The sequence below is a fragment of the Paraburkholderia sp. JHI2823 genome (assembly GCF_038900695.1).
Lineage (GTDB): Bacteria > Pseudomonadota > Gammaproteobacteria > Burkholderiales > Burkholderiaceae > Paraburkholderia > Paraburkholderia mimosarum.
This window is the reverse complement of the sequence record NZ_JAYMRY010000007.1, coordinates 226,655-239,882: the sequence shown is the minus strand read 5'-3', so window position 1 is coordinate 239,882 and position 13,228 is coordinate 226,655. Positions and strand designations below refer to the sequence as shown.

The 13,228-nt window shown below is 67.3% G+C and carries 10 protein-coding genes and 1 pseudogene; 6 read left to right on the top strand and 5 right to left on the bottom strand.

What is annotated here, in order from left to right; translation table 11 throughout:
• Positions 1-289 precede the first annotated feature (289 nt).
• Positions 290-2,484: pseudogene (locus tag VSR34_RS11345) on the top strand (EAL domain-containing protein).
• A gap of 138 nt (positions 2,485-2,622) precedes the next feature.
• Entirely contained in the window at positions 2,623-3,588 is a 966-nt protein-coding gene (locus VSR34_RS11340) for a chemotaxis protein (protein ID WP_028211227.1), read from the top strand.
• A 40-nt stretch (positions 3,589-3,628) separates the two neighbouring features.
• On the opposite strand, the gene VSR34_RS11335 is transcribed toward VSR34_RS11340, so the two are convergent.
• A complete protein-coding gene (locus tag VSR34_RS11335; protein WP_028211228.1) occupies positions 3,629-4,411 on the bottom strand; it encodes an aspartate/glutamate racemase family protein in 783 nt (260 codons plus the stop codon).
• Complete coding sequence (locus VSR34_RS11330) at positions 4,408-5,652, bottom strand: D-amino acid dehydrogenase (protein WP_028211229.1); 1,245 nt, start codon at positions 5,650-5,652, stop codon at positions 4,408-4,410. Before VSR34_RS11330 ends, VSR34_RS11335 begins: the two co-directional genes overlap by 4 nt.
• 272 nt (positions 5,653-5,924) lie before the next feature.
• Between VSR34_RS11330 and VSR34_RS11325 the strand changes: the two genes are divergently transcribed.
• The 4 genes from VSR34_RS11325 to VSR34_RS11310 are packed head-to-tail and all read left to right on the top strand — an operon-like array spanning position 5,925 to position 10,673.
• The gene (locus tag VSR34_RS11325; RefSeq protein WP_342962505.1) at positions 5,925-7,118 is read left to right on the top strand and encodes a branched-chain amino acid ABC transporter substrate-binding protein; all 1,194 of its coding nucleotides are present in this window, start codon (positions 5,925-5,927) and stop codon (positions 7,116-7,118) included.
• A 16-nt stretch (positions 7,119-7,134) separates the two neighbouring features.
• Positions 7,135-8,034, top strand: coding sequence for a branched-chain amino acid ABC transporter permease (locus VSR34_RS11320; RefSeq protein ID WP_028211231.1), 900 nt, complete (start codon positions 7,135-7,137; stop codon positions 8,032-8,034).
• Between the two features lie 3 nt (positions 8,035-8,037).
• Positions 8,038-9,906 (top strand): ATP-binding cassette domain-containing protein, encoded by a 1,869-nt coding sequence (locus tag VSR34_RS11315; RefSeq protein WP_028211232.1) that lies wholly within the window; start codon positions 8,038-8,040, stop codon positions 9,904-9,906.
• Positions 9,897-10,673 (top strand): ABC transporter ATP-binding protein, encoded by a 777-nt coding sequence (locus VSR34_RS11310; RefSeq protein ID WP_042288606.1) that lies wholly within the window; start codon positions 9,897-9,899, stop codon positions 10,671-10,673. Before VSR34_RS11315 ends, VSR34_RS11310 begins: the two co-directional genes overlap by 10 nt.
• A 53-nt stretch (positions 10,674-10,726) precedes the next feature.
• On the opposite strand, the gene VSR34_RS11305 is transcribed toward VSR34_RS11310, so the two are convergent.
• The 3 genes from VSR34_RS11305 to VSR34_RS11295 are packed head-to-tail and all read right to left on the bottom strand — an operon-like array spanning position 10,727 to position 13,157.
• Entirely contained in the window at positions 10,727-11,614 is an 888-nt protein-coding gene (locus VSR34_RS11305) for a LytTR family DNA-binding domain-containing protein (protein WP_042288603.1), read from the bottom strand.
• 8 nt (positions 11,615-11,622) lie between these two features.
• Positions 11,623-12,783, bottom strand: a complete 1,161-nt coding sequence (locus VSR34_RS11300) for a histidine kinase (protein ID WP_051381302.1) — start codon at positions 12,781-12,783, stop codon at positions 11,623-11,625.
• A complete protein-coding gene (locus tag VSR34_RS11295; protein ID WP_342962504.1) occupies positions 12,780-13,157 on the bottom strand; it encodes a DUF2306 domain-containing protein in 378 nt (125 codons plus the stop codon). Before VSR34_RS11295 ends, VSR34_RS11300 begins: the two co-directional genes overlap by 4 nt.
• Positions 13,158-13,228: the final 71 nt, after the last annotated feature.

Sequence of the window (13,228 nt, the reverse complement as noted above, 5' to 3'; positions counted from 1 at the left end):
CCCCCCTACAAGATCCCACCACCCCTGCCGTTAACCCAGTTGCGGCGCGCTCGCTCGCCAGGCGCGCTGGCGGGAAGCCGCGCAGGACACACTAGAGATCGAGCCGGCCACGGGTGCTACGTGCACGACACGCACCACGGCAACAAGAGGGGAAGCAGGTATGGACTATTCCCAGGCGGTGGGAGCGTCCGGCGCAGCGGGATCACGGGGCGCTCAACGTAAGGCGTCGAAAGAGACGAACGCAACAGCGAGCGCTGCAGATGAAGCGCTCGCATGAGAGCGCAACGTACTGCGGCTTGTGTCACGTAACCTGCCGCTGCAGGAACTGCTCGCCGAGGTCTGCTGCCGCGCCGAGCGGCTGCTGGGCGCGGGCGCGAACTGCTCGATCCTGCAACTGGACGCCGACGGCCGGCGCATTCACATCGGCAGCGCGCCGTCCTTGCCGGCGCAGTATCACGCGGCGTTCGATGACACGCCGGTCGGCTCCGGCACCAGCCCGTCCGGCACGGCCATCGCCGAGCGGCGCACCGTTTGCGTCGAAGACTACGAGGGCGCGCACGAGTGGGGCGAGTACCGGCGCATCGCACTCGAGAGCGGCCTGCGCGCAGGCTGGACCACCCCGATCGAGGACCTCGACGGCGGCGTGCTGGGCGCGCTCGCCGTGTACCAGAGCCGGCCCTGGCGGCCCACGGCGGCCGAGGAGGCGTTGTTGTGCGACATCGCCAGCAGCGTCGCGGCCTTGCTGATCCCAGCAGACGATTGCCGAGCGGCTCGCGCAAAGCGAGGAACATCACCGCCTCGTGGTGGATCACCTCAACGAAGGCATCGTGATGCAGTCGCGCGACGACATCGTGCTCGCCTGCAACCGCAGCGCGCGGCGTCTCCTGCGCATGTCCGAGGTTGCCATCGGCCGCAGCATCATGAGCGTCATCGGGCGTGTACTCGACGAAAACGGCGCGCCATTGCCCAATTCGATGCGCCCGAGCATGCGTGCGTTATAGACCGGCCAGCCCGTGATCGGCGAGACGGTGGGATTCGAACTCGCCGATGGCGAGGTCGTCTGGGTGAGAGAAAACGTGCTGCCGATCTTCCGCGCCGGCGAGCGCGAGGCGATTTCCGCGGTGGTCTCGTTCACGGACATCGGGCCGGTGCGCGAGGCGCAGCAGCAGTTGCGCTACCTCGCCACGCGCGACGCGCTCACGGGCCTCTACAACCGCACCTTTCTCGCCGAGCGCATGCAGGCGATGCTGGGGCGCGCGACCTGCGCGGCGAAGCCCGCACTTCTCTTCGTCGATCTCGACGGTTTCAGGAAGGTCAACGACACAGGCGGCCACGAGGCGGGGGACGCGCTGCTGCGCGACGTGGGACACCGCCTTGCAGGCTGCGTGAGCGAGGCGGATACGCTCGCGCGCGTGGGCGGCGACGAATTCGTGATCGCGGTGTGCTGCTACGAGAAGGTGGACGACCTCAGCGCGCTCGCGCAACGCGTGCTCGACGTCATCGCCGCGCCGTTCGGGGTGGCGGGCAACGAGTACTACCTGGGCGCTTCGATCGGCATCAGCCTCTATCCCGACGATGGCCGCAGCGCCGCCGCGCTCATGCGCAACGCCGATTCGGCGATGTATGCGGCCAGGCAGCGCGGCGCCAATCAGTTCCAGTTCTTCACGAACGAGCTGCGCCAGCGCCTGCAGCGCCGCTTCCAGATCGAACGCGGCTTGCGCCGGGCGCTTGCGTCGGGCGAGCTGCGCCTCGCTTTTCAGCCGATCGTGGATGGCGAAAGCGGCCGCGTGATCGGCGCGGAGGCGCTGTTGCGCTGGGAGAGCGATGAGCTGGGCGCGGTTTCGCCGGTGGAGTTCATTCCCGTGGCCGAGGACACGGGCATGACCATCCCGATCGGCCAGTGGGTGCTGGAGCACGCGTGCCGCCAGGCCGCGCAATGGCGGCGGCTTCTCGCGCCCGACTTCGTCATGGCGGTCAACTTCTCGCCTCGCCAGATCGCGGACGGGCTGGTCGAGCAGGTGGCGGGCTGCCTCGCGCGAACGGGGCTGGCGCCCGAGGCGCTCGAAGTGGAAATCACCGAAGGCATCCTCATGCGCGACTGCCAGAGCGTGCAGCCCGTGCTGCGCGCCCTCAGCGACATAGGGGGTGCGCATTTCGGTGGACGACTTCGGCACCGGTTATTCGTCGCTTTCGTACCTGAAGCGCTTCCCGCTGCACCATCTGAAGGTCGATCGCACGTTCGTGGCGGGCCTGCCCGCCAACCGCGACTCGGCGGCGATCACGCGGGCCGTCGTGGCGATGGCGCACTCGCTCGGCATGCGCGTGACGGCCGAGGGCGTGGAGACGCCCGAGCAGGCGTCGCTTCTGCGCTCGCTCGCCTGCGAGCGGCAGCAGGGCTACCTGTTCGGCAGGCCGGTGAGCGCCAGGGAATGCGCGGCGCTGCTGCGCGAGCACGCCGCCAGCCGCCTGCGGGAGGATACGTGAGGGTGGCTTGATCCAGAACGACCGTGCGTGGAATGAGGGCTCAAGATTTCCCGCGCCAGGCCGTAGACGATGGCAGGCAGCGGATGCCGGACGCATCGCATTCCACCAGACGGTAGACGAACAGCACACGAGGGAACCATGGATAGCGGCTTCGCAATCGACGAACGAACCCGCCTCACGAGCACGAACCAGTTCGAGCTTTTGCTTTTCCGGCTCGGCGCGGCGCCGGGCAGCGAGGTTGGCGAAGTCTTCGGCATCAACGTGTTCAAGGTGCGGGAAATCCTGACCATGCCGACGATCACGCCGATCGCGGCGTCGTCCCCCTACGTGCTCGGCGCGGCGAACATCCGCGGCCAGGTGATGCCCGTGATCGACCTGCCGAGGCTCATGGGCTGCGAGCCGGCCACGGGTCTGAACATCCTGCTCGTGACGGAATTCGCGCGCTCCACGCAGGGCTTCGCGCTCGAAAGCGTGGATGAGATCGTGCGGCTCGATTGGAGCCAGGTGCTGACCGCCGACGTCACGATGGGCAACCGCGTGACGAGCATCGCGCGGCTCGAAAACGACCCCGAGAGCAAGAAGCTCGTGCAGGTGGTGGATGTGGAGCAGGTGCTGCGCGACGTATTCCCGGCGCAGCACGGCGCGGTCGTGCCCGAAGAGGTGGGCGAGCCCGCGGTCATTCCGCCGGGCGCGAAGGTGCTGGCCGCCGACGACTCGGGCTTCGCGCGCGAGCTGATCGGCCAGAGCCTCAAGGCGCTCGGCGTGGAATACACGATGGCCAAAACGGGCCTTGAAGCCTGGAAGCAACTGGACGAGATTGCGACGAAGGCGGAACGCGACGGCGTGCGCGCGAAGGATCGCATCGCGCTCGTGCTCACCGACCTCGAAATGCCCGAAATGGACGGCTTCACGTTGACGCGCAAGATCAAGGCGGACCCGCGCACCGTGGATATTCCGGTGGTGATTCATTCGTCGCTCACGGGCACCGCGAACGAAGCCCACGTGAAGAATGCCGGCGCGAGCGGCTACGTGGCGAAATTCGCAGCCGGCGATCTCGCGGGCGCGATTCGCAGCGCGCTTGCCGGCAAGCCCATTTACGCCTGATCCATCAGCGACGCTGAATCGGGTTGCGCACCAGGGTCCATTAACGCGCGAACAATCTGCCGAGCTGCGGCTCGCTATCCAGCACCCCCGCGAGCCGTAGCGCGTGCCACGCCATCGCGTAGTTGCTCGACAGCACCGGCTTGCCGACAGCGGCTTCGAGTTCCGGCACGAGCGCGGCCACACGCAAGCTCGTGCAGGACACGAACACCGCGTCGGCGTCATCGTGCCGCGCGAGTTCTTCTATCGCACTGCGAATCGAATTCGCATCGATTCGCGCCACTTCGTTGTCGTCCGCGTGCTCGAACGAGGCCATGCGCGTGACAGCCACGCCGCGCGCCTCGATATAGTCGCGCATGAAGTCGTTGATGGTTCGCACATACGGCGTGAGCAGCGCCACGCGCCGCACGCCGAGCGCGTTTAGCGCGGCGAGCGCCGCCGTGATCGGCGTGGTACAGGCAATCTCGGAGCGTGCCTCGCGAATGCGCGCAAAGACCTTCGTTTCGCCGATCACCATCGAGGCCGAAGTGCAGCCGAACGCCACTACGTCGAGCCGCTCCCCTGGCAGCAGCAGGCCCACGGCCGGGGCGATGCGCGCCTCGATTTCCGCGAGGCGCGGCGGCGTGATGTCCGGCGAATTCTCCAGGCGGCTCTCGTAGAACGCCACGCCGGGCTGACGCAGCAAGCCGCGCCATTCGTATTCGATCGTATGGTCGGTGGCGAGCACGACGAGGCCGATCGACGCGCGGCGCGCAATGCCTTCGTCGAGCGAGAAATCGAGCTTCGTGTAGGTGTCCGTACGATGTTGCGGTGCAGTCGTGGTCATTTCAGCGTCAATCCCGTCATGTCGAGTTCGGGCTCGCGTCCAGCCATGATGTCGGCGAGCAGTTTTGCGGTGCCGCACGACATTGTCCAGCCCATGTGCCCATGCCCGGTGTTCAGAAACAGGTTGCGGTGCCGCGTGCGGCCGATGAGCGGGGTGCCCTCGGGCGTCATCGGCCGCAGTCCGGCCCAGTAGCCCGGCTGCGTGTAGTCGGCGCCATCGGGAAAGAGTTCGCGCGCCGCCTGCATCATGGATGTGAAGTCCGCTGGCGTGTGGCGCGTGTCGTAGCCCGCGAAGTCGGCCGTGGCCGTGAAGCGCAGTCGCGCGCCAAAACGCGCCCAGGCGACGAGGTGGTTCTCGTCCACGCCGCCCACTTCGGGCGGGCGATGTCCGGGGCCACAGGGGAACGTCGCCGAGTATCCCTTCACAGGATAGATCGCGAGCCGGTAGCCGAGGGGCCGCGCGAGTATCGGCGACCATGAGCCGAGCGCGAGCACGTAGTCGTCGCCTGCGATCACACCGGCGGTCGTGCGCACGCCGGCGATGCGATCGCCGGTGGCTTCGATTGCCTGAATCGGCGCGTCGAACACGAAGCGCACGCCCATACGTTCGCAAACCTCCTTGAGCCCGCGCGTGAAGCGGTGCGCGTCGCCGCTTTCGTCGCTGGGGCAGTAGATCGCACCTGCAATGCGCTCGCGCGCGTGGGCGAGCGCGGGCTCGCGTTCGGCGACGGCGGCGGCGTCCAGCGTCTCCAGCGGCAGCCCGTTCTCGACAAGGATGGACATGTGTGCGCGGCCGCGTTCGAAGGAGGCGGCGTCGCGGTAGAGATAGAGCAGGCCGCGGCTGATGCGGTCGTATTCGAGCTGCTCGCGCGCGGTGAGCGCTTGCAGCTGATGTTGCGAGTAGCGGCACAGCCTCACCTTGCGCGACGTGTTTTCGCGCGAGCGCGCCTCGGTGCAGTTGCGCAGGAACTGCGCGCACCATGCCCACATATGCGGATCCGCCCTGAGATGCAGGCGCAGCGCCTGACCTTCGACGAACAGCGACTTGAGCAGGATCTTCGGCGCGCGAGGCGAGGCCCACGTGTATGAATGTCCCGGCGCGACGAGTCCGGCGTTGGCGAAACTGGTTTCGAGCGCAACGCCCCCGCGTCGCTCGATCACGGTGACGTCGCGGCCGTCGCGCGCGAGATAGTACGCGCTCGTCACGCCCGCAATTCCGCCGCCCAGCACGATGGTCTTCATCGGCGCCCTCCCTGCGTGTATACAAATTAGCGTCCCGCTGCCGCGAGCGCACGCGATTTGTATACGCGCATACCCTATAGGCGTTAATCGGTCACGTGGACCTATCATGGATAAGTCGTTATGCGCCGGTCCCCATGCAAGCTGCGCGCCATGAGCGCGATAGACGTGCAAGGCGTCGCACCGGACGAATTATTTCGTTTCGCTAACTGACCGCGCGGGCTCGCCTGCGTTGCGGCATCGCCCGGTCGGGTCCACGCTCAGGAGCCGCTCACATGAATCATCAGAACAATGGCACGCCCGACGCCCCCCGCCTGACGGGCACATTGCACGCAACGCTCGCGCTTGCGATCCTCTCGCTCGCCGCGCTCGTGCCTGGCCTCGGGCAAGCCCAGACCATCAAGATCGGCGTACCGGTGCCGCTTTCGGGCAGCAGCGCCGCAGCGGGCACGGACATCGTCAACGGGGCGAAGCTGGCGGCCGCGAAGATCAATGCGGCAGGCGGCGTGCTCGGCAAGCAGATCGAACTCGTGCCCGAGGACGATGCCTGCGACGCGCAAACGGCGGTCCAGGCGGCGCAGAAGCTCGTGGACGCAGGCGTGGTTGCCGTGGCGGGCGGCTATTGCTCGAGCGCGGCGCTGCCCGAATTGACGGCGTTCCATCGCGCCGGCATTCCCTATGTGCTCGACGCTTCGACCAATCCGAAGCTCACCGAAATGGGCTACGACAACGTGTTTCGCACGATTGGCCGTGACGACGAACAAGGGCCTTTCGCCGCGAATTTCATGAAGAATTCGCTGCATGTCAAGCGTGCGGCCGTCATCGACGACAACACGACCTATGCCAAGGGCCTCGCGCAGAACACCGTCGAATCGCTCAAGAAGATGGGCGTGGATGTGGTCTACGCCGATTCGATCACGCCGGGCCAGATGGACTATTCGCCCACGCTCACCAAGGTTGCCTCGCTCAAGCCGGACGTGATCTATTACACGGGCTACTTTTCGGAAGCGGGTCTGCTCGTGAAGGAAGCGCGCCAGGTGGGCCTCAAGATGACGTTCATGGGCGGCGACGGCACCAACGACCCGACGCTGATGAAAACGGCGGGGCCGGCCGCGGACGGGATGATCATCACGACCGCGCCGCTCGCACAGTTCCTCGCGGGTGCGCACGACTATGTCGACCAGTACAACAAGTCCTATGGGCAAGGGCCCGGACCGTACTCGGTGTACGAGTACGACGCCGTGGGCGTGACCGCCAAGGCCATCGCCGACGCGAAGTCGACGAAGCCCGCGGACATCAGCGCCGCGCTGCACAAGATCACGAACTATGCGGGCGCCACCGGCACGATCGGCTTCAATCCGAAGGGTGACCGCAGCCGTGCTGTGTACATCACGGTCATCGTGCACAACGACCAGTTCGAGCCGTATCAACGCCAGGATGCCAGCGGCAAGTGGGTGGCGATGAAGTAAGCATCGCGGGCCGCCCATGAGCACCTTTTTCCAGTTCGTCGTCGAGGGGTTGACGATCGGCTCGTTCTACGCGCTCGTCGCCCTCGGCTACACGATGGTCTACGGCATCATCCGGCTCATCAACTTCGCACACGGCGATCTTTTCATGGTGGGCGCGTTCGTGGGCTGGACCGCGCTCGCCTCGCTCACGGCGGGGCGTCTGCCGCTCGCGCTCGCGCTGTTCGTGGCCTTCGCGGCAGCCATGCTGGCAACCGGCGTGCTCGGCGTGGTGATCGCGCGCGTGGCGTATCAGCCCTTGCTGCGCGCGCCGCGCCTCTCCATCCTCATTACCGCGCTCGGCATTTCGCTCGTGCTGGAGAACGCCGTGCTGATCGGCTATGGCGCGGGCTTCCGCACGTATCCGCATCTGCTCACGCATACCGGCTTCGAAGTGTTCGAGGTTCATATTACGTTCGCGCAGATCGGTATTGTCGCGGCCAGCATCGCGCTGATGGCCGCGCTGTATTTGTTCGTACACCATACCTTCATCGGCACGGCGATGCGCGCGCTCGCCATCGACCAGGACGCCGCGCGCCTGATGGGCATCGACGTCGAGCGGCTCATCCAGCTCACGTTCTTCATCGGCTCGGCGCTCGCCGCCGTGGCGGGCGTGATGGAGGGGCTCTTCTACACGCAGATCAACTTCTTCATGGGCTTCGTGCTCGGGTTGCGCGCGTTCACGGCGGCGGTGCTGGGCGGCGTCGGCAATATTCCGGGTGCCATGGTGGGCGGCTTCCTGATCGGCTTGCTGGAGGCGTTCGGCGCGGGCTATGTGTCGTCGCAGTGGACCGACGTGTTCGTGTTCGGCGTGCTGATCGCCGTGCTCGTGGTGAAGCCGACAGGGCTGTTCGGCGAGCGCGTGGTCGAGAGGATGTGAGCGATGCGCGCGCGGGCGCTACGGTCATCGCGGACCTCGTGGCTCGTCGCGATCGTGCTCATCGCGGCGGCGATCGCGTTGCCGGCGTTCGCGAGCGGCTATCTCGTCGACGTCGGGCTCACCATCATCACGTATGCGATTCTCGGACTCGGGCTCAATATCGTCGTGGGCTACGCCGGGCTGCTCGACCTCGGCTATGCGGCGTTCTTCGCCATTGGCGCCTACACGACAGCGCTGCTCGAAACGCTGCTTCATTTCACTTTCTGGGAGACGCTGCCGTTCAGTCTCGCGTTCGCGGGCGCTTCCGGCGTCGTGATCGGCTATCCCACGTTGCGGCTGCGCAGCGACTATCTCGCGATCGTCACGCTCGGCTTCGGCGAAATCACGCGCATCATCGCCACGAATCTGGACATCACCGGCGGGCCGAACGGCATTTACGGCATCGAGCCGCCGAGCTTGTTCGGCTTCGAGTTCAATTCGCCGCGCGCGGTGTACGAGCTGGGCATGGCCTTCTTCATTGCGGTGCTGGTGTTCGCGGTGCGGCTCGGGCGCTCGCGGCTAGGCCGTGCGTGGACCAGCATCCGCGAGGACGAAGCCGCCGCCGAGGCGGTGGGTGTGGCGACGCTGCGCGCGAAGATGCTCGCCTATGTGATGGGTGCGCTGATCGGCGGGCTCGCGGGCAGCCTTTTCGCCGCGCGCTTCGGCACGATCGACCCCACGGCGTTCACCTATCTGCAATCGGTCACGATCCTCATCATCGTCGTGATGGGCGGGCGCGGCAGCATTCCCGGCGTAATACTCGGCGCGGTGATCGTGGCCGGCCTGCCGGAGTTGCTGCGCTTCCTGAACCTGTGGCGCATTCTCGGCTTTGCCGTGGCGCTCGTCGTGCTCATGTTGTTGCGCCCGCAAGGGTTGTGGCCCGCGCGCGTGAAACGCGCAGCGCCGCGACCGGAAGAGGCGACCGTGGCCCATGAAGCGGAAGCGGCCGAAGCGGCGGGCAAGGAAAGCGCGGCCGCCGTTTCGCTTGCCGATAGCGGCGGCATCGAAGCCGCGGCCGCGCATGAAACGCTGCTGGAGGTGCACGAGCTGGAGCGTCGTTTCGGCGGCGTGCGCGCCATTGGCGGCATCAGCTTCCAGGTGCGCAGCGGCGAGATTCTCGCGCTGATCGGCCCGAACGGTGCGGGCAAGACTACGGTGTTCAACTGCCTGACCGGCGTGATCCGCCCGAGCGGCGGGCGCCTCGTCTGGCGCGGCGAGCCGCTGGGCGGCGGCGCGCCGCATCGCAACGTCCATCGCGGCATTGCGCGCACGTTTCAGGGCATCCGGCTCTTCAATCACATGAGCGCGTTCGAGAACGTATTGATCGGCATGGACCACCGGTTGCATACGCCGCTCGTGGCGGAACTGGCAGGCACGCGCGCCGCGCGCGCCGAGGCGGCCGAGCATGGCGCACTCGGGCAGCGCTGGCTCGATCTCGTGGGGCTGGGCGCGCGCGCGAGCGAATATGCGTCGGACCTGCCGTATGGCGATCAGCGCAGGCTCGAAATCGCGCGGGCGCTCGCGAGCCAGCCGCGCCTCCTGCTGCTCGACGAACCGGCCGCCGGCATGAACCCCACCGAAAAGCACGCGCTGATGGCGCAGATCCGTCACATACGCGACCTGGGCGTGACCGTGCTGCTGATCGAACACGACATGGCGCTCGTAATGGGCGTGTCGGACCGCATCATCGTGATGGATCACGGCGAGATCATTGCCGAGGGCACGCCCTCGCAGATCCAGAACGATCCCGTGGTGATCGACGCGTACCTCGGCACGGCCGACGAGGACGACGGCCCCGATGCCGCGAACGGGGAGAAGTCGCTATGGGGGTGAACGCGGAACCGGGCACGACCGGCAAGCTGCTCGACGTTCGCGACCTGCGCGTGAACTACGGCAACATCGAAGCGTTGCACGGCATCTCGCTCGATGTCGCACCGGGCGAGATCGTTGCGCTGCTCGGGGCCAACGGCGCGGGCAAGACCACGACGCTGCGCACTCTCTCCGGGCTGCTGCGGCCGCGCGCGGGAACCATCGCGTTCGGGGGACAGGCGATCGTCGGGTTGCCGTCGCATCGTATCGTCGCGCTCGGTATCGGGCACGTGCCCGAAGGGCGGCGCATTTTCGGCGGGCTCACGGTGGAGGAGAACCTGCGCCTGGGCGGATATTTGTTGCGCCGCGACGCCGCCGCGCTCGAACAAGGCATTGCACAGGCGTACGAAACGTTTTCCCGGCTGCGCGAGCGCAAGGACCAGCTAGCCGGTACGCTGAGCGGCGGCGAGCAGCAGATGCTCGCCATTGCGCGCGCGCTCATGCTCGAGCCGAAGCTCGTGCTGCTCGACGAACCGTCGATGGGGCTGGCGCCGAAGCTCGTGCGCGCGATATTCGAGGTGATCGCGCGCATCAGCCATGCGGGCACGGCCGTGCTGCTCGTGGAGCAGAACGCGCGCCAGGCGCTGCGCATCGCGAATCGGGCCTATGTGCTGGAAGGCGGGCGTGTGGCGCTCGCGGGGGCGGCTCGCGAGCTGGCGGTCGATAACCGGGTGCGTGCCACCTATCTCGGCGGCAGTGCGGTGCAAGGCGGACCGCCGGACGCGGCGTGATGCCTTGAATGTGGCATCGCCGGCAAGGAGCCGCGCTCGCGCATGCGCCCGATTCACATCTGCCGGAACAGGTGTGCGTATTGCCTGCTCACGTCGAGCGCGCCGGCGTGGCCGCGCAGCCGCAGCGTCATCTTGCCGAGTGCGCTGACCGACGCGCTTTCCACCTGGTCCACGTTGACCACCGTGCTGCGGTGGACCTGCCAGAAGCGCGCGGGGTCCAGTTGCGCACACAACTCGCGCAGGCTCGTGCGGATCAGCAATTCGCCGCTGCGTGTCGTGACCACTACGTACTTGTCGGCTGCTTCGAAGTACAGCACATCTTCCACCGGCACCATGCGGATATCGTTGCCGCTGGAGGCGCGCAGATAACGCAGCGGCGCCTCGCGCGCGACGGCCGTCGCACTGCCGCCAGGCGAGCCCGCGCGTGCTGCCCGCACGTCCTGCGTGATTGCTTCGAGTTGACGCAGCACGTGTTGCAGGTCCGCTTGCGTCTGCGGCGCTTCGGCGCCCTGCGCGGCCGCCCGTGCGAGCCGGGCGCGCAGTCGCTCGACCGTGCGCGCGAGCCGCGCCGTTTCGACGGGCTTGAGCAGATAGTCGATGGCCGCGGCCTCGAACGCTTCGAGCGCGTAGGCGTCGTATGCGGTCACGAACACGATCTGCGGTGGCGCGGCGAGATTCGCGCACGCGCGCGCAACGTCGAGGCCCGTCGCGCCCGGCATCGCGATATCGAGGAAGGCGATATCGGGCTCGAGCGCGGCTATGCGCTCGATGGCCTCGTGGCCGTTGCCGACCATCGCCACGATGCGCAAGTCCGGCCACGCGGCGGCAAGCTCGCGTTCGAGCGCGGCCGCGATGAGCGGCTCGTCTTCGGCGATCAGCGCGGTCGGGGTGTCGGGCGAGCGGTGCGCGTTGCTGCTGTGTTGTGCCGTATCGGCGGGCATGCGGCGTTTCATGATTTGCGCGCCTCGCCGGCTGCGCCAAGGCCAACGCCGACGTCAGCACCGGCAGGATCGAACAGAGGCAGCCGGACGCGCGCCACGAGGCCATGCGGCACGTTTTCGATCAGCGTGAGCGAGGCCCGCTCGCCATAGAGCGCCGCAAGCCGCTCGCGCACGTTCACGAGGCCGACGCCCGCGCCCTGCGTGCCTGGCGTGACGCCAAAGCCGGGGCCCGTGTCGGTCACGGTCAGCACGACATCCTGGCCGTCGCGCCGCGCGCCGATGTCGATCCTTCCGCCTTGTACCAAGCCCTGGATGCCATGCTTGAGCGCGTTCTCGACGAGCGGCTGCAACAGCATGGGCGGCACCGGCAGATCGGCGCAATCGCGCGGCAGATCGAGCGCATAGGCGAGGCGAGGGCCAAGGCGCATCGCATGCACGGCGAGCATCGAGTCGAGCACCCTGAACTGCACCGCGAGCGTTTCGCTTTGCGCGCGCGAGGCTTCCAGCGTCGCGCGCAGGAAGCGGTTCAGGCTGGCGAGCAGTTCGCGCGCACGCGAAGGATCGGACGCGATCAGGCTGTCTAGCGTCGCCAGCGTATTGAAGAGGAAGTGCGGCTCGATCTGTGCTTGCAGCGCTTGCAGGCGGGCGGTGAGCGCCGTGCGTTCGGCGGCTTCTTTCTGCCATGCCGTGCGCGCGACCTGCTCGCTCAGCTCCGCGATGCGCGTGCGCGACCAGCCATACCAGGTGACGAGCAGCGTGGCCGTGAGCGCGATCCAGCCGGTCAATTCGAGATCCTTTGTCGCGAAGGCGTGGCTCAGGCCGATGCCGAGCAGCATGCTCGCGATGCCGCGCCCCAGCGCGGTGCCGAGCACGAGGGCTAGCACCATCGCCACGGCGAGCCGGGGGACGGTGAGCGCGCTGCGACGCTGCAGGAAAAACCGGCCGGCGTCGAGCAGCAGCATGATCGAGAGGCCGATCGACTGGCTGAACACGAGGTTGTCGACGAAGCCCTTGCCAACGCCGACGGCGGTGAGCGCGAGCGCGATCAGCGCGTTGCCGATGACGACGATCACCGCCTCGCGCGCGAATCCGGCGACGAGGACATGCGCCGCCGGCGCGGGCAGGCGGGCCGAGGCGTTCGGAAACTCGACGTGCGTCCAGGGAATCATGCGATCCAGCTCATGACGATGAGATTGAGCAGCCGGTGCGGCGTCGCGATGGCGGCGAGGCCTGCCACGACGAGCGCGAAGAACGACCCGCGCATGGCGAGGCGATGGCCGCGGACATTGCCGTGGCGGATCGCCCAGATGGCGCGTCCGACGCTCGCGAACGTCAGCAGCGAAAGACTGTGCACCCAGGAAAAATGCCCCGGATTCAGCTCGCGGATGTCGAACGAGCTGAGCGCGGTTGCGCACATCGTGAGCGCCCAGAGGCGGCCGAGCCACTTGTGTCGCGCGCTGCCTTTTTCGGCCAGCATGACGGCGCTTCCGAGTATGACAGAAAGCGTCGCGGCGACGACGTGCGCCGCAATGATGGCAGGCATGCTGGCCCTCCTTGGCAGGTCGAGCGGAGTCGATGGCTGCAGTGTGGAGAGCGGCAGTCGGGGAGACGACG

What these genes read in the sequence shown, in the direction of transcription:
- VSR34_RS11340 (WP_028211227.1), top strand. Translation starts at nt 2,623, where the DNA reads ATGGATAGCGGCTTCGCAATCGACGAACGAACCCGCCTCACGAGCACG.
- VSR34_RS11335 (WP_028211228.1), bottom strand. Translation starts at nt 4,411, where the DNA reads ATGACCACGACTGCACCGCAACATCGTACGGACACCTACACGAAGCTC.
- VSR34_RS11330 (WP_028211229.1), bottom strand. Translation starts at nt 5,652, where the DNA reads ATGAAGACCATCGTGCTGGGCGGCGGAATTGCGGGCGTGACGAGCGCG.
- VSR34_RS11325 (WP_342962505.1), top strand. Translation starts at nt 5,925, where the DNA reads ATGAATCATCAGAACAATGGCACGCCCGACGCCCCCCGCCTGACGGGC.
- VSR34_RS11320 (WP_028211231.1), top strand. Translation starts at nt 7,135, where the DNA reads ATGAGCACCTTTTTCCAGTTCGTCGTCGAGGGGTTGACGATCGGCTCG.
- VSR34_RS11315 (WP_028211232.1), top strand. Translation starts at nt 8,038, where the DNA reads ATGCGCGCGCGGGCGCTACGGTCATCGCGGACCTCGTGGCTCGTCGCG.
- VSR34_RS11310 (WP_042288606.1), top strand. Translation starts at nt 9,897, where the DNA reads ATGGGGGTGAACGCGGAACCGGGCACGACCGGCAAGCTGCTCGACGTT.
- VSR34_RS11305 (WP_042288603.1), bottom strand. Translation starts at nt 11,614, where the DNA reads ATGCCCGCCGATACGGCACAACACAGCAGCAACGCGCACCGCTCGCCC.
- VSR34_RS11300 (WP_051381302.1), bottom strand. Translation starts at nt 12,783, where the DNA reads ATGATTCCCTGGACGCACGTCGAGTTTCCGAACGCCTCGGCCCGCCTG.
- VSR34_RS11295 (WP_342962504.1), bottom strand. Translation starts at nt 13,157, where the DNA reads ATGCCTGCCATCATTGCGGCGCACGTCGTCGCCGCGACGCTTTCTGTC.